At 61.8% G+C, this 16847-nt stretch carries 13 protein-coding genes and 6 tRNA genes; 18 read left to right on the top strand and 1 reads right to left on the bottom strand.

Annotated elements, in window-relative coordinates; all coding sequences use genetic code 11:
- The first annotated feature begins 248 nt into the window (after positions 1–248).
- The 16 genes from APH33_RS16750 (at position 249) to mgtE (ending at position 15113) form a co-directional block, all read left to right on the top strand.
- Positions 249–1469 (top strand): aspartate aminotransferase family protein, encoded by a 1221-nt coding sequence (locus APH33_RS16750; RefSeq protein ID WP_054886212.1) that lies wholly within the window; start codon positions 249–251, stop codon positions 1467–1469.
- Between the two features lie 138 nt (positions 1470–1607).
- Positions 1608–2627 (top strand): arginine/ornithine succinyltransferase subunit alpha, encoded by a 1020-nt coding sequence (gene aruF, locus APH33_RS16745; RefSeq protein WP_054886211.1) that lies wholly within the window; start codon positions 1608–1610, stop codon positions 2625–2627.
- Between the two features lie 78 nt (positions 2628–2705).
- Positions 2706–3734 carry an arginine N-succinyltransferase gene (astA, locus tag APH33_RS16740; protein ID WP_054886210.1) on the top strand — a complete coding sequence of 343 codons (1029 nt, stop codon included), beginning with the start codon at positions 2706–2708 and terminating at the stop codon, positions 3732–3734.
- Complete coding sequence (astD, locus tag APH33_RS16735; protein WP_054886209.1) at positions 3735–5198, top strand: succinylglutamate-semialdehyde dehydrogenase; 1464 nt, start codon at positions 3735–3737, stop codon at positions 5196–5198.
- 23 nt (positions 5199–5221) lie between these two features.
- On the top strand, positions 5222–6571 hold the full coding sequence (gene astB, locus APH33_RS16730; RefSeq protein ID WP_054886208.1) for an N-succinylarginine dihydrolase: 1350 nt from the start codon (positions 5222–5224) through the stop codon (positions 6569–6571).
- A 14-nt stretch (positions 6572–6585) separates the two neighbouring features.
- Entirely contained in the window at positions 6586–6876 is a 291-nt protein-coding gene (locus tag APH33_RS16725) for a hypothetical protein (RefSeq protein WP_054886207.1), read from the top strand.
- Positions 6877–6886: 10 nt separating this feature from the next.
- A complete protein-coding gene (astE, locus tag APH33_RS16720) occupies positions 6887–7894 on the top strand; it encodes a succinylglutamate desuccinylase (RefSeq protein ID WP_054886206.1) in 1008 nt (335 codons plus the stop codon).
- A 306-nt stretch (positions 7895–8200) separates the two neighbouring features.
- Positions 8201–10825 carry an alanine--tRNA ligase gene (gene alaS / locus APH33_RS16715; protein WP_054886205.1) on the top strand — a complete coding sequence of 875 codons (2625 nt, stop codon included), beginning with the start codon at positions 8201–8203 and terminating at the stop codon, positions 10823–10825.
- A gap of 85 nt (positions 10826–10910) precedes the next feature.
- The gene (locus APH33_RS16710; RefSeq protein WP_054886204.1) at positions 10911–12146 is read left to right on the top strand and encodes an aspartate kinase; all 1236 of its coding nucleotides are present in this window, start codon (positions 10911–10913) and stop codon (positions 12144–12146) included.
- A 165-nt stretch (positions 12147–12311) separates the two neighbouring features.
- Positions 12312–12500, top strand: a complete 189-nt coding sequence (csrA, locus tag APH33_RS16705) for a carbon storage regulator CsrA (protein WP_003254503.1) — start codon at positions 12312–12314, stop codon at positions 12498–12500.
- 72 nt (positions 12501–12572) lie between these two features.
- A tRNA-Ser gene (locus APH33_RS16700) sits at positions 12573–12663 on the top strand.
- A 106-nt stretch (positions 12664–12769) separates the two neighbouring features.
- Positions 12770–12846, top strand: a tRNA-Arg gene (locus APH33_RS16695).
- Positions 12847–12918: 72 nt separating this feature from the next.
- Positions 12919–12995 (top strand) — tRNA-Arg (locus tag APH33_RS16690).
- 72 nt (positions 12996–13067) lie between these two features.
- Positions 13068–13144, top strand: a tRNA-Arg gene (locus APH33_RS16685).
- 70 nt (positions 13145–13214) lie between these two features.
- Positions 13215–13291 (top strand) — tRNA-Arg (locus APH33_RS16680).
- A gap of 379 nt (positions 13292–13670) precedes the next feature.
- Positions 13671–15113, top strand: coding sequence for a magnesium transporter (mgtE, locus tag APH33_RS16675; RefSeq protein WP_054886203.1), 1443 nt, complete (start codon positions 13671–13673; stop codon positions 15111–15113).
- Positions 15114–15205: 92 nt separating this feature from the next.
- On the opposite strand, the gene APH33_RS16670 is transcribed toward mgtE, so the two are convergent.
- A complete protein-coding gene (locus tag APH33_RS16670) occupies positions 15206–15532 on the bottom strand; it encodes an Arc family DNA-binding protein (protein WP_003254499.1) in 327 nt (108 codons plus the stop codon).
- Between the two features lie 347 nt (positions 15533–15879).
- Between APH33_RS16670 and phnN the strand changes: the two genes are divergently transcribed.
- On the top strand, positions 15880–16467 hold the full coding sequence (gene phnN, locus APH33_RS16665) for a phosphonate metabolism protein/1,5-bisphosphokinase (PRPP-forming) PhnN (RefSeq protein ID WP_054886202.1): 588 nt from the start codon (positions 15880–15882) through the stop codon (positions 16465–16467).
- A gap of 128 nt (positions 16468–16595) precedes the next feature.
- Positions 16596–16670 (top strand) — tRNA-Arg (locus APH33_RS16660).
- The last annotated feature ends 177 nt before the right edge of the window (positions 16671–16847 follow it).

Genomic DNA, 16847 nt, shown 5'->3' with positions numbered 1-16847 from the left:
CGCCGCCAAACTATCGGCATACGCCTGCAGCCGTCCAATCCCTTGTGAACACCCGTTCACCCAGCCCTCTCTCTCCCGTACACTGCGCGATTGCGACAGTGTTTGTCGCATTGCCGAAAGCCTGGCTAAAACAGGGTTTTGCGCTGTAACAAGTTGTCGCTTGGCCGCAAGGACAGGCGCGGTTCAGTCCTTACAATCCCCCCATCGCTCGCCACTTCCAGGCCAGCGTTCCTCTTCAGGAGACTCAGATGTCCGTTGAGCAAGCCCCGGTGCAACGTGCCGATTTCGACCAGGTCATGGTCCCCAATTATTCTCCGGCGGCCTTCATTCCTGTGCGAGGCGAGGGTTCCCGCGTCTGGGACCAGTCGGGCCGCGAACTCATCGACTTTGCCGGCGGCATCGCGGTGAACGCCCTGGGCCATTGCCACCCGGCCCTGGTCAAGGCCCTGACCGAACAGGCCAACACCCTCTGGCACGTATCCAACGTATTCACCAACGAACCAGCCCTGCGCCTGGCGCACAAGCTGGTCGATGCCACCTTTGCCGACCGGGCGTTCTTTTGCAACTCCGGCGCCGAGTCCAACGAGGCCGCCTTCAAGCTGGCCCGTCGCGTCGCCCATGACCGCTTCGGCCCTGAGAAGCACGAGATCATCTCTACCGTGAACAGCTTCCACGGTCGCACCCTGTTCACCGTCAGCGTCGGTGGCCAGCCCAAGTACTCCGACGGCTTCGGCCCGAAGATCACCGGCATCAGCCATGTGCCCTACAACGACCTGGAAGCGTTGAAGGCACAGATTTCCGACAAGACCTGCGCCGTGGTGATCGAACCGATCCAGGGCGAAAGTGGCGTGGTACCGGCCGACAAGGCTTACCTGGAAGGCGCGCGCAAGCTGTGCGACGAGCACAATGCCCTGCTGATCTTCGACGAAGTGCAGACTGGCGTTGGTCGCACCGGCTCGCTGTACGCTTACCAGCACTTCGGCGTGACCCCGGACATTCTGACCAGTGCCAAGAGCCTGGGCGGCGGTTTCCCGATCGGCGCCATGCTGACCACCACCGACATCGCCAAGCACCTGGCGGTCGGCACCCACGGCACCACCTACGGCGGCAACCCGCTGGGCTGCGCCGTCGCCTGCGCGGTGCTGGACGTGGTCAATACCCCGCAAACCCTGGCGGGCATCAAGGCCAAGCACGAGCGCTTCAAGTCCCGCCTGGAAAAGATCGGCCAGCAGTACGGTCTGTTCAGCCAGGTACGGGGCGTCGGCCTGCTGATCGGCTGCGTGCTGTCCGAAGCCTGGAAGGGCAAGGCCAAGGACGTGCTCAACGCTGCTGAAAAAGACGGCGTGATGGTGTTGCAGGCCGGCCCGGATGTGGTCCGCTTCGCGCCAAGCCTGGTGGTCGAAGATGCCGACATCGATGAAGGACTCGATCGCTTCGAACGCGCTGTGGCGCAACTGACCCAAGGCTGATCGGCCTGCGGTCCGTTCACCGGCCGGGGCCGTTCGAGGCCTCGGGCCGGTGAACCTCGAATTCCAGTGCGGGGGCTGATACGCCCGCCGATTTTCCGTGCCGTCGTGAATGGCCCGTTTTTCCAAAGGAGTGACACCATGCTGGTGATGCGCCCCGCGCAAATGGCTGATCTGAACGAAGTGCAGCGCATGGCTGCCGACAGCCCCGTTGGTGTCACCTCGCTGCCGGACGATGCCGCCCGCCTGGGCGACAAGATTGCCGCCTCGGAAACCTCCTTCGCCGCTGAAGTCAGCTTCAACGGTGAAGAAAGCTACTTCTTCGTGCTCGAGGACAGCGAGACGGGCAAGCTTTCGGGGTGTTCGGCCATCGTCGCCTCGGCTGGCTATTCCGAGCCGTTCTACAGCTTCCGCAACGAAACCTTCGTGCATGCTTCGCGTGAACTGAAGATTCACAACAAGATCCACGTCCTCTCGTTGTGCCACGACCTGACCGGCAACAGCCTGCTGACCAGCTTCTATGTGTTGCCGGAACTGGTGAACAGTGGCTGGGCCGAGCTCAACTCCCGTGGCCGCCTGCTGTTCATGGCCTCGCATCCGGAGCGCTTCGCCGACTCGGTGGTTACCGAGATCGTCGGCTACAGCGACGAACAAGGCGAATCGCCGTTCTGGGATGCCATCGGTCGCAACTTCTTCGACCTCAACTATGCCCACGCCGAGCGCCTGTGTGGCCTCAAGAGCCGCACCTTCCTCGCCGAACTGATGCCGCATTACCCGATCTACGTGCCACTGCTGCCCGACGACGCCCAGGAAGCGATGGGCCAGGTGCACCCACGGGCACAGATCACCTTCGACATCCTCATGCGCGAAGGCTTCGAGACCGAGCACTACATCGATATCTTCGACGGCGGCCCGACGCTGCATGCGCGTACCTCGGGCATTCGCTCGATCGCCCAGAGCCGCGTGGTGCCGGTCAAGGTGGACGACACCCCGGTCAAGGGCGGTCGTCCTTACCTGGTGTGCAACGGCCAGTTGCAGGATTACCGCGCCGTGCTGCTGGAGCTGGACTGGGTGCCGGGCAAGCCGGTCAGCCTCAGCAGCCAGGCGGCCGAAGCCCTCGGTGTTGGGGAAGGCGCCAGCGTGCGCCTGGTCGCCGCCTGAGCCACGGTGCGCTAGCCGGGAGAACCGGCGGTATAGAGAGTCACGCGGCAGGCACTGGCCACCGCACAAGGAGATAGCATGATCGTTCGTCCTGTACGCAGCAGCGATTTACCCGCGCTGATCGAATTGGCCCGCAGCACCGGCACTACCGGGCTGACCACCTTGCCGGCCAACGAGGAGCGCCTTGGCCACCGCGTCGGCTGGGCTGAAAAGAGCTTCCGCGGAGAAGCCGAGCGTGGCGACACCGACTACCTGTTCGTGCTGGAGAACGATGAGGGCCTGGTGGTTGGCATCAGCGCCGTCGCCGGCGCCGTGGGCCTGCGTGAGCCTTGGTACAACTACCGGGTCGGCCTGACGGTCAGCGCCTCCCAGGAGCTGAAGATCTACCGCGAAATCCCCACGCTGTTCCTGGCCAACGACCTGACCGGCAACTCCGAGCTGTGCTCGCTGTTCCTGCGCAGCGATTACCGCTCCGGGCTCAACGGCCGCCTGCTGTCGCGTGCGCGCATGCTGTTCATTGCCGAGTTCCCTGAACTGTTCGGCAACAAGATCATCGCTGAAATGCGCGGCATGTCCGACGAGCAGGGACGTTCGCCATTCTGGGAAAGCCTGGGCCGGCACTTCTTCAAGATGGAATTCAGCCAGGCCGACTACCTCACTGGCGTGGGCAACAAGTCGTTCATTGCCGAGCTGATGCCCAAGTTCCCGCTGTACACCTGCTTCCTGTCCGAAGCTGCGCGCAATGTCATCGGCCGTGTGCACACCGACACCGAACCTGCGCTGGCGATGCTCAAGCAGGAAGGCTTCAGCTACCAGGGCTATGTCGATATCTTCGATGCCGGCCCGGCCATCGAATGCGAGACGTCGAAGATCCGCGCCGTGCGCGACAGCGAGACCCTTGTGCTGGCCGTGGGCACGCCGGGTGATGACGCGACCCCTTACATCATTCACAACCGCAAGCGCGACGACTGCCGCATCACCGCAGCCCCCGCGCGCCTCGCCGCGGGCACCCTGGTGGTCGACCCGCTGACCGCCAAGCGCCTGCGCATGGGCGCCGGCGACAACGTACGCGCCGTGCCGCTGTCGGCAAGCCGGGAGGCCCAGTAAATGACTACGCATTACATCGCAGGCAACTGGCTGGCAGGCCAGGGCGAAGCCCTGCAGTCGCTCAACCCGGTGACCCAGGCGGTCGTCTGGCAAGGGCAGGGGGCCGATGCCGGCCAGGTCGACGCAGCCGTCAAGGCGGCTCGCCAGGCGTTCCCGGCCTGGGCGCAACTGAGCCTGGAGGCCCGCATCGAGGTGCTGGAGAAGTTCGCCGAGCAGCTGAAGCAGCATGCCGAGGCATTGGCACATTGCATCGGTGAGGAAACCGGCAAGCCGCTGTGGGAATCGGCCACGGAAGTGACCAGCATGGTCAACAAGGTAGCGATTTCCGTGCAGAGCTACCGCGAACGTACCGGCGAGAAGAGTGGCCCGCTGGCCGATGCCACCGCCGTGCTGCGGCACAAGCCCCACGGCGTGGTGGCGGTGTTCGGCCCGTACAACTTCCCCGGACATTTGCCCAATGGCCACATCGTGCCGGCACTGTTGGCGGGCAATTGCGTGGTGTTCAAACCCAGCGAGCTGACCCCCAAGGTCGCCGAACTGACGGTCAACTGCTGGATCGCCGCTGGCCTGCCGGCCGGTGTGCTCAACCTGGTGCAGGGCGCCCGTGAAACCGGTGTGGCGCTGGCCGCCAACCCGGGTATCGATGGCCTGTTCTTCACCGGCTCCAGCCGCACCGGCAACCTGCTGCACCAGCAGTTCGCCGGCAGGCCGGAGAAGATCCTCGCCCTGGAAATGGGCGGTAACAACCCGCTGGTGGTGGATGAGGTCAAGGACCTTGATGCCGCGGTGTACACCATCATCCAGTCGGCATTCATTTCTGCCGGCCAGCGCTGCACCTGTGCGCGCCGTCTGCTGGTACCGCAGGGCGCCTGGGGCGATGCGCTGATCGCGAGGCTGGTCGAGGTGTGCCGCAGCATTACCGTCGGCGCCTTCGACCAACAGCCGGCACCTTTCATGGGCTCGGTGATCTCGTTGCAGGCTGCGCAGGCATTGATGACGGCCCAGGCCGAACTGCTGGCCAAAGGTGCGCTGGAGCTGCTGGCAATGACCCAGCCCCAGGCCGACGCCGCGCTGCTCACCCCGGGTATTGTGGATGTGACTGCGCTGGCCGAGCGCCCGGACGAAGAGTTCTTCGGCCCGTTGCTGCAGGTTATCCGCTACGCCGACTTCGATGCCGCCATCGACGAGGCCAACAACACCCAGTACGGCCTGGCCGCCGGCCTGCTGTCCGATTCCCGGGCGCGTTACCAGTACTTCTGGCTGCGCAGCCGCGCCGGTATCGTCAACTGGAACAAACAGCTGACCGGCGCCGCCAGCAGTGCGCCGTTCGGTGGGGTCGGTGCCAGTGGTAACCACCGCGCCAGTGCTTACTACGCAGCCGATTACTGCGCTTACCCCGTGGCTTCGCTGGAGACCGCCAGCCTTGCCCTGCCGGCGACCCTGACGCCGGGCGTCACCCTATAACAACAGGTCACGGAGCCTAGCCGATGAAATCCTATGAAGTGAATTTTGATGGCCTGGTGGGGCCAACCCACAACTACGGCGGCCTGTCCTACGGTAACGTGGCTTCGCAGAGCAACAGCCAGCAAGGGTCAAACCCGCGGGAAGCGGCGCGCCAGGGCCTGGCCAAGATGAAAGCGCTGGCCGACCTGGGCTTCAAGCAGGGCGTGCTGGCGCCGCAGGAACGCCCGGACGTGGCCGCCCTGCGCCGCCTGGGCTTCAGCGGCAGCGATGCCGAGGTGATTCGGCGTGCCGCCAAGGAGGCCATGCCACTGCTGGTCGCCAGCTGCTCGGCCTCAAGCATGTGGGTGGCCAACGCCGCCACCGTCAGCCCGAGCGCCGACACGGCCGATGGTCGCGTGCACTTCACGGCTGCCAACCTCAACTGCAAGTACCACCGCAGCATCGAACACCCGACAACCAGCCGTGTGCTGGCGGCGATGTTCAACGACGACAAGCACTTCGCCCACCACGAAGCGCTGCCCGCCGTGGCGCAGTTCGGCGATGAAGGCGCGGCCAACCATACGCGCTTCTGCCGCGAATACGGTGAAGCCGGGGTGGAGTTCTTCGTCTATGGCCGCAGTGCCTTCGATAGCCGCTACCCCGCGCCGCAGAAGTATCCGGCGCGGCAAACGCTGGAGGCCTCCCAGGCTGTGGCGCGGCTGCACGGCCTGAACGAGGACGGTGTGGTCTACGCTCAACAGAACCCGGCGGTGATCGACCAGGGCGTGTTTCACAACGATGTGATTTCGGTCGGTAACGGTGAAGTGCTTTTCTATCATGAGGACGCTTTCCTCGAGACTGACGCGGTGCTTGGCCAGCTGCAGGCTAAACTGGCCAGCAAGGGTGGCAACTTCCAGGCCATCCGTGTGCCGCGTGCGGCGGTGACGGTAGAAGATGCCGTGCGCTCCTACCTGTTCAACAGCCAGCTGCTCAGCCGTGACGATGGCTCGATGCTGCTGGTGGTGCCGGAAGAGTGCCGCAACAATGAGCGGGTCTGGGCCTATCTGGGGCAGTTGACCGCCCAAGGCGGTGCGGTGAAGGAGGTCAAGGTGTTCGACCTCAAGCAGAGCATGCAGAACGGCGGTGGCCCGGCTTGCCTGCGGTTGCGCGTGGCATTGAAGGAATCGGAACTGGCAGCGGTCAATCCAGGCGTTATCATGACCGCCCCGCTGTACGACACTCTGCTGCAGTGGGTCGACAAGCACTACCGCGATCGCCTTGGCGAAGCCGACCTTGCCGACCCGCAGCTGCTGCTGGAGTGCCGCACCGCGCTGGATGAATTGACCCAGATCCTGAAGTTGGGCTCGGTGTACCCGTTCCAACGCCAACCTTGAAGAGAGAATTTGCAATGACCGACGCCCTGCGCCTGATCCTCGAAGATGTAGACGGCACCCAGCTGGAAACCTCCTGCACCCGTTTTGCCATTGTCTGGCAAGGCAAGGAAGTGTGGGTCCAGCAGGACGGCCGTGGCCAGCTGCTGATCGGCGTGGATGTCGAGGAAGGCGATGTCGAATACGCCAACCTGCTGCTGCGTCCGATGGCCACCAACCTGGTCAGCCTGCAGCTGGAAATGGAGCCGGCGGAAGTCGGCGAAGAGGACGATCATGTCCATGGCCCTGACTGCGGCCACCACCACTAAGGAAGCGCCTATGCTCGCCCTTGGCAAATTGCTCGAGCTGACCCTGACCGATCACGAACCGGCCGAGAAGACCCAAGTGACAACCAAGGGCGTGCGCTTGCGCTGGTTGGGGGAGGGCGCACTGGAAGTGCGTCCGCCCGAAAACGAGGATTGTGGGCTCGATCTGCTGCTGTCGGCCGGTATTCACGGTAACGAAACAGCACCGATCGAACTGCTCGAAAGGCTCCTGCATGGCGTGGCCAATGGCAAGATCAAGCCGCGAGCACGGATTCTGTTCCTGTTCGGCAACCCGGTCGCCATCCGCAAGGGCGAGCGTTTTATCGAGCAGGATATCAACCGGCTGTTCAACGGTCGTCATGAGCTCTCCAGTGGGTTCGAGGCATTGCGTGCTGCCGAGCTGGAACAGTTCGCCCGGGTGTTCTTCAGCAAGCCTGGGCGTACCCGCCTGCATTACGACCTGCATACCGCCATCCGTGGTTCGAAGATCGAGCAGTTCGCCCTTTACCCTTACAAGGAGGGGCGCAAGCATTCCCGTCGCGAGCTGGCCCGCCTGGCTGCTGCCGGCATGGAGGCGGTGCTGTTGCAAAGCAAGTCATCCATCACCTTCAGTGCCTTCACCTACGAGCAACTGGATGCCGAGGCGTTCACCCTGGAGCTGGGCAAGGCGCGGCCGTTCGGGCAGAACGAGCTCGTCAACCTCGACAGGCTTGAGGAACGGTTGATTCATATCATCGAGGATACCGAGCCTGAAATCGACGGCTCGCTGGACGGCCTCAAGCTGTTCAGCGTCGCCCGCGAGATCATCAAGCACAGCGACAACTTCCACCTGCACCTGCCGGCGGACATCGAAAACTTCTCCGAGCTGAGCAAAGGGTACTTGTTGGCCGAGGACCTGGCGGAGATGCGCTGGGTGGTGGAGGAGGAGGGGGCGCGGATCATTTTTCCCAATCCCAGGGTCAAGAATGGCCTGCGCGCCGGCATCCTGATCGTGCCTGATTCGGGGCAGCGCCTGGGCTGAGGCCGTGGCCGCCGCTGAAAACGGCGGCAGGTTGTCGGATCCGATCGCTGATGAAAACCTTTTAATTCACCGCCTGTTCCATTTTCCCTTCCCTTGGGCGGTAATTGGCTTGCCAGTGGCGAAAGGCTGCATTTAGCATCCGGGCATGTCATTTTCGTTTGCAAGCGCCTTGAAAGCCGTCCAATCGACGCTTTCTATCGCATAAACACACTGCACCTTGCTTGCAGGACCGATATAATGCGGCCCTTTGCCGTCGTTTCGTCGACGTGTTTGCCCCCTAGGGCCGCCGTTTCCGTGGAAGAACCTATGAAAAGCGCAGAAATCCGTGAAGCCTTCCTCCGCTTCTTCGAAGAGCAGGGCCATACCCGAGTCGCCTCCAGTTCGCTGATCCCGAACAACGACCCGACCCTGCTGTTCACCAACGCTGGCATGAACCAGTTCAAGGACTGCTTCCTCGGTGCCGAGAAGCGTGCCTACACCCGCGCTGTCAGCAGCCAGAAGTGCGTGCGTGCCGGTGGCAAGCACAACGACCTGGAAAACGTCGGCTACACCGCGCGTCACCACACCTTCTTCGAAATGCTGGGTAACTTCAGCTTCGGCGACTATTTCAAGCGCGATGCGATCACCTTCGCCTGGACCTTCCTGACCTCCGACAAGTGGCTGAACCTGCCCAAGGAAAAGCTCTGGGTCACCGTCTACGCCTCCGACGACGAAGCCTACGACATCTGGACCAAGGAAGTCGGCGTGCCGGCCGAGCGCATGGTGCGCATCGGCGACAACAAAGGCGCCCCATACGCCTCCGACAACTTCTGGACCATGGGTGACACCGGCCCGTGCGGCCCTTGCACCGAGATCTTCTACGACCACGGCGCCGACATCTGGGGTGGCCCACCCGGCTCGCCGGAAGAAGACGGCGACCGCTACATCGAGATCTGGAACAACGTCTTCATGCAGTTCAACCGCACCGCCGACGGCGTGCTGCACCCGCTGCCAGCGCCGTCGGTGGATACCGGCATGGGCCTGGAGCGCATCAGTGCGGTCATGCAGCACGTGCACTCGAACTACGAGATCGACCTCTTCCAGAACCTGCTGTCTGCCGCGGCCAAGGCCATCGGCTGCAGCAACGACGGCCAGGCTTCGCTGAAAGTGGTTGCCGACCACATCCGTTCCTGCGGCTTCCTGATTGCCGACGGCGTACTGCCGTCCAACGAAGGCCGTGGCTACGTGCTGCGCCGCATCATTCGCCGCGCTTGCCGTCACGGCAACAAGCTGGGCGCCAAGGGCAGCTTCTTCTACCAGATCGTCGCTGCGCTGGCCGCCGAGATGGGCGAGGCCTTCCCCGAGCTGAAGAGCCAGCAGGCGCACATCGAGCGCGTGCTCAAGGCCGAGGAAGAACAGTTCGCCAAGACCCTGGAGCAGGGCCTGCGCATCCTCGAGCAGGACCTGGCTCAGCTCAAGGGCGACGTGGTCCCGGGCGACGTGGTGTTCAAGCTGTACGACACCTACGGTTTCCCGATGGACCTGACCGCCGACATCGCTCGCGAGCGCGAGCTGACCATCGACGAAGCCGGCTTCGAGCGTGAAATGGAAGCCCAACGCGAGCGTGCCCGCTCTGCCAGCAGCTTCGGCATGGACTACAACAGCCTGGTCAAGATCGACAGCGCCACCGAGTTCCTCGGCTATGACGCCACCGAAGGCCAGGGCAAGATCATCGCCCTGTACAAGGACGGCCAGTCTGTCGACCAGTTGGGTGAAGGCGAGCAGGGCGTCGTGGTGCTCGACCGCACCCCGTTCTATGCCGAATCCGGTGGCCAGGTCGGCGACAGCGGCTTCCTGCAGGCCGGCGCAGCGCGCTTCGACGTGCGCGACACCACCAAGACCGGCGGTGCTTTCCTGCACCACGGCGTGGTCGCCAGCGGTGCGCTGGTCATCGGCTCGCCTGTCGAGGCCAAGGTCGATGCCGACGTGCAGCACGCCACCTCGCTGAACCACTCGGCCACTCACCTGCTGCACGAAGCGCTGCGCCAGGTGCTGGGCGAGCACGTACAGCAGAAAGGCTCGCTGGTCGACAGCCAGCGCCTGCGTTTCGACTTCAGCCACTTCGAGGCGGTATCGCCTGCGCAGATCAAGGCCCTGGAAGACATCGTCAACCGTGAAGTGCGCAAGAACACCCCGGTTGAAACCGAGCTGACCGATATCGAAACCGCCAAGGCCAAGGGCGCCATGGCCCTGTTCGGCGAGAAGTACGGTGACACCGTGCGCGTGCTGAGCATGGGCGGCGATTTCTCCGTCGAGCTGTGCGGCGGTATCCACGCCAAGCGCACCGGCGATATCAGTCTGTTCAAGATCATCAGCGAAGGCGGCGTGGCCTCGGGTGTGCGCCGTATCGAAGCGGTTACCGGTGCCGCTGCACTGGCCTACCTGAACGCTGCCGAAGAGCAGGTCAAGGAAGCCGCGCAGCTGGTCAAGGGCAACCGTGACAACCTGATCGACAAGCTGTCGGCTGTGCTCGAGCGCAACCGCCAGCTGGAAAAGCAGCTCGAGCAGCTGCAGGCCAAGGCCGCCAGCGCCGCCGGGGACGATCTCTCCAATGCGGCCGTTGAGGTCAAAGGTGTCAAGGTGCTTGCCGCCCGCCTGGATGGGCAGGATGGCAAGGCACTCCTGGCGCTGGTCGATCAGCTGAAGAACAAGCTCGGCCACGCAGTGATCCTGCTGGGCAGCGAGCATGAGGGCAAGGTCGTGCTGGTGGCCGGCGTGACCAAGGACCTCTCCAGCCAACTCAAGGCTGGTGACCTGATGAAACAAGCCGCTGCGGCAGTGGGTGGCAAGGGCGGTGGCCGTCCGGACATGGCCCAGGGTGGTGGCGTCGACGTCGCTGCGCTGGACCAGGCGCTGGCGCTGGCCGTGCCGTTCGCAGAGCAGGGACTTTGAGATGAAGGGGCGGGTGGTCTAGTCATCTGCTCCTTCATGTTGGATGGTTTTTTTGAGGCCCGGTACGGGCTGAGGCACCATTGAAATGGCGTTGATCGTACAGAAATTTGGCGGCACCTCTGTCGGTTCCATCGAGCGGATCGAGCAGGTAGCCGAAAAGGTCAAGAAACACCGTGAAGCGGGCGACGACCTGGTGGTTGTGCTGTCGGCCATGAGCGGTGAAACCAATCGCCTGATCGATCTGGCCAAGCAGATCACCGATCAGCCGGTTCCGCGTGAGCTGGATGTGATCGTGTCGACCGGTGAGCAGGTCACCATTGCCCTGTTGACCATGGCCTTGATCAAGCGTGGTGTGCCAGCGGTGTCCTACACCGGCAACCAGGTGCGCATCCTCACCGACAGCGCGCACAACAAGGCGCGCATCCTGCAGATCGACGACCAGAAGATCCGTGCCGACCTCAAGGAAGGCCGCGTGGTCGTGGTGGCCGGTTTCCAGGGTGTCGACGAGCACGGCAGCATCACCACCCTCGGCCGTGGTGGCTCCGACACCACCGGCGTGGCCCTGGCGGCTGCGCTCAAGGCTGACGAGTGCCAGATCTACACCGACGTCGATGGCGTCTACACCACCGACCCGCGTGTTGTGCCGCAGGCGCAGCGCCTGGAGAAGATCACCTTCGAAGAGATGCTGGAAATGGCCAGCCTTGGTTCCAAGGTGTTGCAGATCCGCTCGGTGGAGTTCGCCGGCAAGTACAACGTTCCGCTGCGCGTGCTGCACAGCTTCAAGGAGGGTCCAGGTACCCTCATTACCATTGATGAAGAGGAATCCATGGAACAGCCGATCATTTCCGGTATCGCCTTCAACCGTGATGAGGCCAAGCTGACCATTCGTGGCGTACCGGACACCCCGGGCGTTGCCTTCAAGATCCTCGGCCCGATCAGCGCTTCGAACATCGAGGTGGACATGATCGTGCAGAACGTTTCCCACGATAACACCACCGACTTCACCTTCACCGTGCACCGCAACGAGTACGAGAAGGCCTACAGCGTGCTGGAAAGCACCGCGCGTGAGATCGGTGCCCGTGAAGTGATAGGCGACACCAAGATCGCCAAGGTGTCGATCGTCGGCGTTGGCATGCGCTCCCACGCGGGCGTTGCCAGCCGCATGTTCGAAGCCCTGGCCAAGGAGAGCATCAACATCCAGATGATCTCCACCTCCGAAATCAAGGTCTCGGTGGTCATTGAAGAGAAGTACCTGGAGTTGGCCGTACGCGCGCTGCACACCGCGTTCGAACTTGACGCTCCGGCCCGACAGGGCGAGTAACGCCTTGCCTGGAGGGCGCGGCTTGGCCGCGCCCTTCGCGTTTCTGGTCGCCACGCAGGCGTTGGCCTGCCAGCGGGGCGATCATCCAGGCCATGTGCGTCGTCCGCGCTCAGGCCTGACATCCCAAGACTGTAATCCCTGAATGTTTTGCGTAAGGAGAAAGCTATGTTGATTCTGACTCGTCGGTGCGCCGAGAGCCTGATCATTGGAGACGGCGAGATCACCGTGACGGTGCTTGGCGTGAAAGGCAACCAGGTGCGTATTGGTGTCAGCGCCCCTAAAGAAGTGGCCGTTCACCGCGAAGAAATCTACCTGCGGATCAAGAAAGAGAAGGACGAGGAGCCAAGCCTTTAATTTTTTTGAAGTTTTTTTCAAAAAAAGGGTTGCAAACGAGGAAGAGCCTGTTTAATATTCGCCTCGTGTTGCGGTGAGGTGGCCGAGTGGCCGAAGGCGCTCCCCTGCTAAGGGAGTATACCTCATAAGGGTATCGGGGGTTCGAATCCCCCCTTCACCGCCATTATTTGCGTAGGGCGCTGTAAACGGTAAGAACGCTAAGTCGTTGAAGTTAAACGAAAAAGTTCTTGCAAAAATGTTTCAGCGAACTATCATGCGCGGCAAGACACGGACTCATAGCTCAGCTGGATAGAGTACTCGGCTACGAACCGAGCGGTCGCAGGTTCGAATCCTGCTGAGTCCGCCACTTTTGAAGTGGCTTTGCATGCAAGGCTGCTTCAAATCACCAGTGGTAACCTGGTCTAAAATTACCAAACGCGGACTCATAGCTCAGCTGGATAGAGTACTCGGCTACGAACCGAGCGGTCGCAGGTTCGAATCCTGCTGAGTCCGCCACTTTTTTGAAGTGGCTCTGCTTGCAAAGTCGCTTCATGCGCCAGCGGTATCTGGTTTGAAACTGCCAACCACGGACTCATAGCTCAGCTGGATAGAGTACTCGGCTACGAACCGAGCGGTCGCAGGTTCGAATCCTGCTGAGTCCGCCACTTTTGAAGTGGCTCTGCTTGCAAAGTCGCTTCATTCACCAGCGGTATCTGGTTTGAAACTGCCACCCACGGACTCATAGCTCAGCTGGATAGAGTACTCGGCTACGAACCGAGCGGTCGCAGGTTCGAATCCTGCTGAGTCCGCCATACACGATAAGAAGCCCGCTCACTTGAGCGGGCTTTTTGTTTTTCTCTTTCACTGTTTTGTCAGTGATGCCTGACTAGACTGCACAGTAACCAGCCCGACTGACTTTTGCGCGGTAGATGTGTTCTTTATCACGCGCATGCCGTCGCACAGGTGGCATCGAGCGTTGTCCCAGCTTTATCTCGCAAACGATTGTTCTGGCCGAAATTTTAAGCGATCTGACAGCTCAGGCAGTGTATGATTGCGCCCGTCAGCCCCGCCGGGGCTTGTGGAAAACCACCATGGACTTACCCAGTAGTTACTCCCTAACAAGTTTCTTACAGCTAGATCTGACTGATTGATTCTCCCGGCGTGCTCCGCTGCTGGGAGTGGAGTTCGCCTATGACTGAAGTAGAAGTAAAGAAAGCTCAAGAGAGCCTGCAGGATCGCCTGGCCCAGGTGGTCGAACTGCTGCAGCGCCAACGTGTGGTGGAAGACCTGACCCACCGTCAGGAAGGTCAGCACAACGACCTGGTTGAAAACCTCGTCCACCGTCAGAATCTGGTCGACCTGCAGCGCAAGCTGGACGACCTGCACCCTGCCGACATCGCCTACATCCTCGAAGCCTTGCCCTTGCAAGACCGTCTGACCGTCTGGCAGCTGGTGCGCTCGGACCGCGACGGCGACATCCTCCTCGAGGTTTCCGACTCTGTTCGTCAGTCGCTGATCGCCGACATGGACGATCACGAAATCCTGGCTGCCGCCAAGGAAATGGACGCCGACGAACTGGCCGACCTGGCGCCAGAGCTGCCGCGTGACGTGGTTCACGAACTGATGGAAAGCCTCGATGCCCAGCAGCGCGAGCGGGTGCGCTCGGCACTGAGTTACGACGAGGAGCAGGTCGGTGCGCTGATGGACTTCGAGATGGTCACCATCCGCGAAGACGTCAGCCTGGAAGTGGTGCTGCGTTACCTGCGCCGCCTGAAAGAGCTGCCCAACCATACCGACAAGCTGTTCGTGGTCGATTATGAAGGCATTCTCAAGGGCGTATTGCCAATCAAGCGCCTGTTGGTCAACGACCCAGAGAAGAAAGTGGCGGAGGTCATGGCGACCGACCCCGTGTCTTTCCATCCTGAGGAAGATGCCTACGACGCGGCTCAGGCCTTCGAGCGTTATGACCTGGTTTCGGCGCCAGTGGTCGACAAGGGTGATCGTCTGATCGGCCGTCTGACGATTGACGAAATGGTCGACCTGATCCGTGAGGAGAGCGAAAGCGAAGTCCTCAACATGGCCGGTTTGCGTGAAGAGGAAGACATCTTCGCCTCGGTCTGGCGTTCGCTGCGCAACCGTTGGGCCTGGCTGGCGATCAACCTGATTACCGCCTTTGTCGCCTCACGGGTGATCGGTTTGTTCGAAGGATCGATCGAGAAGCTGGTGGCGCTGGCTGCGCTGATGCCAATCGTTGCCGGTATTGGTGGCAACTCGGGCAACCAGACCATCACCATGATCGTCCGTGCCATGGCGCTGGACCAGGTGTCGCCGGGCAATACCAGCCGGCTGATGCGCAAGGAGCTGGCGGTGGGGCTGCTCAATGGCCTGGTCTGGGGTGGGGTCATCGGCGCGGTGGCCTTCTGGCTCTATGGCAGCTGGTCTCTTGGCGTGGTGATGACCGCCGCCATGACGCTGAACCTGTTGCTGGCGGCCTTCATGGGCGTGCTGATTCCCATGACCCTGACGCGCCTGGGGCGCGATCCGGCCATGGGCTCGAGCGTGATGATCACCGCCGTGACCGACAGTGGCGGCTTCTTCATCTTCCTGGGCCTGGCGACACTGTTCCTGCTCTGAGACGGATCATGCAGGAGCGGCCGTGTCGCTTTTAAGACGCAACCAAAAAAGCCAGCATACGCTGGCTTTTTCGTGTCTGCTCGCTGCCGGCCTCAGGAGGCGTCGGCGGCCATTTCCACATCGTGAGCGATGAGGGCCACCAGCGCATTCTGCTGGCGGTGTGACAGCTGGCGGAAACGTTGCAGGAGCTCGCGCTCATGCAGCGACAGCTCCGGGCTGTCCAGGCGCATGCTCAGCTCGTCGCCCAGCGCACCTTCCTGGATAAGGCTCTGCTCCAGGCGCGCGATGATCTCGGAGTTCATGCTGCGGTGATGGTTGCGCGCTACCTCGGCAATGCGCTCACGCATCCCGTCTGGCAGGCGGACGACGAACTTGTCAGCGGTGCGGCTCGAATAAATAGCCTGTTTCATTGGGCGCATATAAATTGACCGGATTTACTGGTTCAGGGGAAGCGGTTCTCAAATTGGCCGCACGGGGTGGAAGTACGACCGTGGCGACGACAAAATGTTCAACCGTCATGAATATTTGGAAGGTCATCTTGCCTCATGGTCGCCGTTTCCTTGGCGTCAATTCTGTGACAAATAGTGAGCCGGATAAAGGCTTTTTGCCAGTACCAATTATCAGAAATGAGTACTGGTTTGAAAAGTTTTACATCATCCGGCCCGTCGCACCGTCAGCCTTTTGCCGCCAAAAACCTGTAAAACGCAGCAAAGGACACAGAAAACACCTAGAATGCGCGGGTTTCCTTCCATAGAGCATAGTGGCTATGCAACATGACGCAAGCGCCCGAGATGGAGCCTCAGGCCGCCTGATATTCCTGATAGGACCCTCAGGTTCGGGAAAAGATTCCCTGATCGATGCTTCTCGCGCGCAATTGTCCGCCGCAGGGGTGGAAATTGCCCGTCGCGTTATCACGCGTTCCGCCGAGGCCAAGGGTGAAGCAGCCCATGGCGTAAGCGCGGAGCGGTTCGCGCAGATGCGCGAGGAGGGCGCCTTCGCCATGCACTGGCGGGCCAATGGCCTGGAGTACGGGATCCCGGCCCAGGTGGATCAGTGGCTGGCGCAAGGGCACTCGGTGCTGGTCAATGGTTCGCGGGCTTATCTGCCTGAAGCGCAGACGCGCTACCCTGATCTTTTGGCCGTGTGCCTGGAAGTGCAACCCGAGGTGCTGCGTGAACGCTTGCTCGCCCGTGGGCGGGAAACGCCGGGGCAGGTCGACCAGCGCCTGGCGCGCAATGCCCGGCTGAAATTGGAAGCTGCACCGTCGATCCACCACCTCGACAATTCAGGTGACCTGGCAACGGCAGTTGTGGCCCTGCTCGGTCTGCTGCGTCAGGAAAAATTGATTGCCTGAACGGCACTCAGAAAAAACCTGCGTGCAAAAAGCCCGATTCAGGCATGACAAACGGTGGCGCGCTGGTTAACATGCTCGCCGTCCCGCTGTTGCTGCATTCAGGCAGCACACATGGCTGGCGGGTTTCAGTCCCTGTAGTTTAATGGATAGAACGGGGTCCTCCTAAGACTCTGGTGCAGGTTCGATTCCTGCCGGGGACGCCATCCACGCTAAATCCCTCCCTCTTCCCCTCGTTTCCTTTGCACAAGGCCGACGTGCGCTGCGCGCGCCCGAACCGGAGCTTGCTGTCATTTCATCGAGGGTCGAAGGATGCTTGCCGCCACCTGCTTCAAGGCCAGCCAGGCGCTGCCTGTTGCCTATCAATTGCTGCTCAGCCCGCT

This window comes from Pseudomonas sp. NBRC 111130, assembly GCF_001320485.1.
Lineage (GTDB): Bacteria > Pseudomonadota > Gammaproteobacteria > Pseudomonadales > Pseudomonadaceae > Aquipseudomonas > Aquipseudomonas vlassakiae.
The sequence above is the reverse complement of the archived record's forward strand: the minus strand, read 5'-3'. Positions and strand labels throughout refer to the sequence as shown.

What these genes read in the sequence shown, in the direction of transcription:
- APH33_RS16750 (WP_054886212.1), top strand. Translation starts at nt 249, where the DNA reads ATGTCCGTTGAGCAAGCCCCGGTGCAACGTGCCGATTTCGACCAGGTC.
- aruF (WP_054886211.1), top strand. Translation starts at nt 1,608, where the DNA reads ATGCTGGTGATGCGCCCCGCGCAAATGGCTGATCTGAACGAAGTGCAG.
- astA (WP_054886210.1), top strand. Translation starts at nt 2,706, where the DNA reads ATGATCGTTCGTCCTGTACGCAGCAGCGATTTACCCGCGCTGATCGAA.
- astD (WP_054886209.1), top strand. Translation starts at nt 3,735, where the DNA reads ATGACTACGCATTACATCGCAGGCAACTGGCTGGCAGGCCAGGGCGAA.
- astB (WP_054886208.1), top strand. Translation starts at nt 5,222, where the DNA reads ATGAAATCCTATGAAGTGAATTTTGATGGCCTGGTGGGGCCAACCCAC.
- APH33_RS16725 (WP_054886207.1), top strand. Translation starts at nt 6,586, where the DNA reads ATGACCGACGCCCTGCGCCTGATCCTCGAAGATGTAGACGGCACCCAG.
- astE (WP_054886206.1), top strand. Translation starts at nt 6,887, where the DNA reads ATGCTCGCCCTTGGCAAATTGCTCGAGCTGACCCTGACCGATCACGAA.
- alaS (WP_054886205.1), top strand. Translation starts at nt 8,201, where the DNA reads ATGAAAAGCGCAGAAATCCGTGAAGCCTTCCTCCGCTTCTTCGAAGAG.
- APH33_RS16710 (WP_054886204.1), top strand. Translation starts at nt 10,911, where the DNA reads ATGGCGTTGATCGTACAGAAATTTGGCGGCACCTCTGTCGGTTCCATC.
- csrA (WP_003254503.1), top strand. Translation starts at nt 12,312, where the DNA reads ATGTTGATTCTGACTCGTCGGTGCGCCGAGAGCCTGATCATTGGAGAC.
- mgtE (WP_054886203.1), top strand. Translation starts at nt 13,671, where the DNA reads ATGACTGAAGTAGAAGTAAAGAAAGCTCAAGAGAGCCTGCAGGATCGC.
- APH33_RS16670 (WP_003254499.1), bottom strand. Translation starts at nt 15,532, where the DNA reads ATGCGCCCAATGAAACAGGCTATTTATTCGAGCCGCACCGCTGACAAG.
- phnN (WP_054886202.1), top strand. Translation starts at nt 15,880, where the DNA reads ATGCAACATGACGCAAGCGCCCGAGATGGAGCCTCAGGCCGCCTGATA.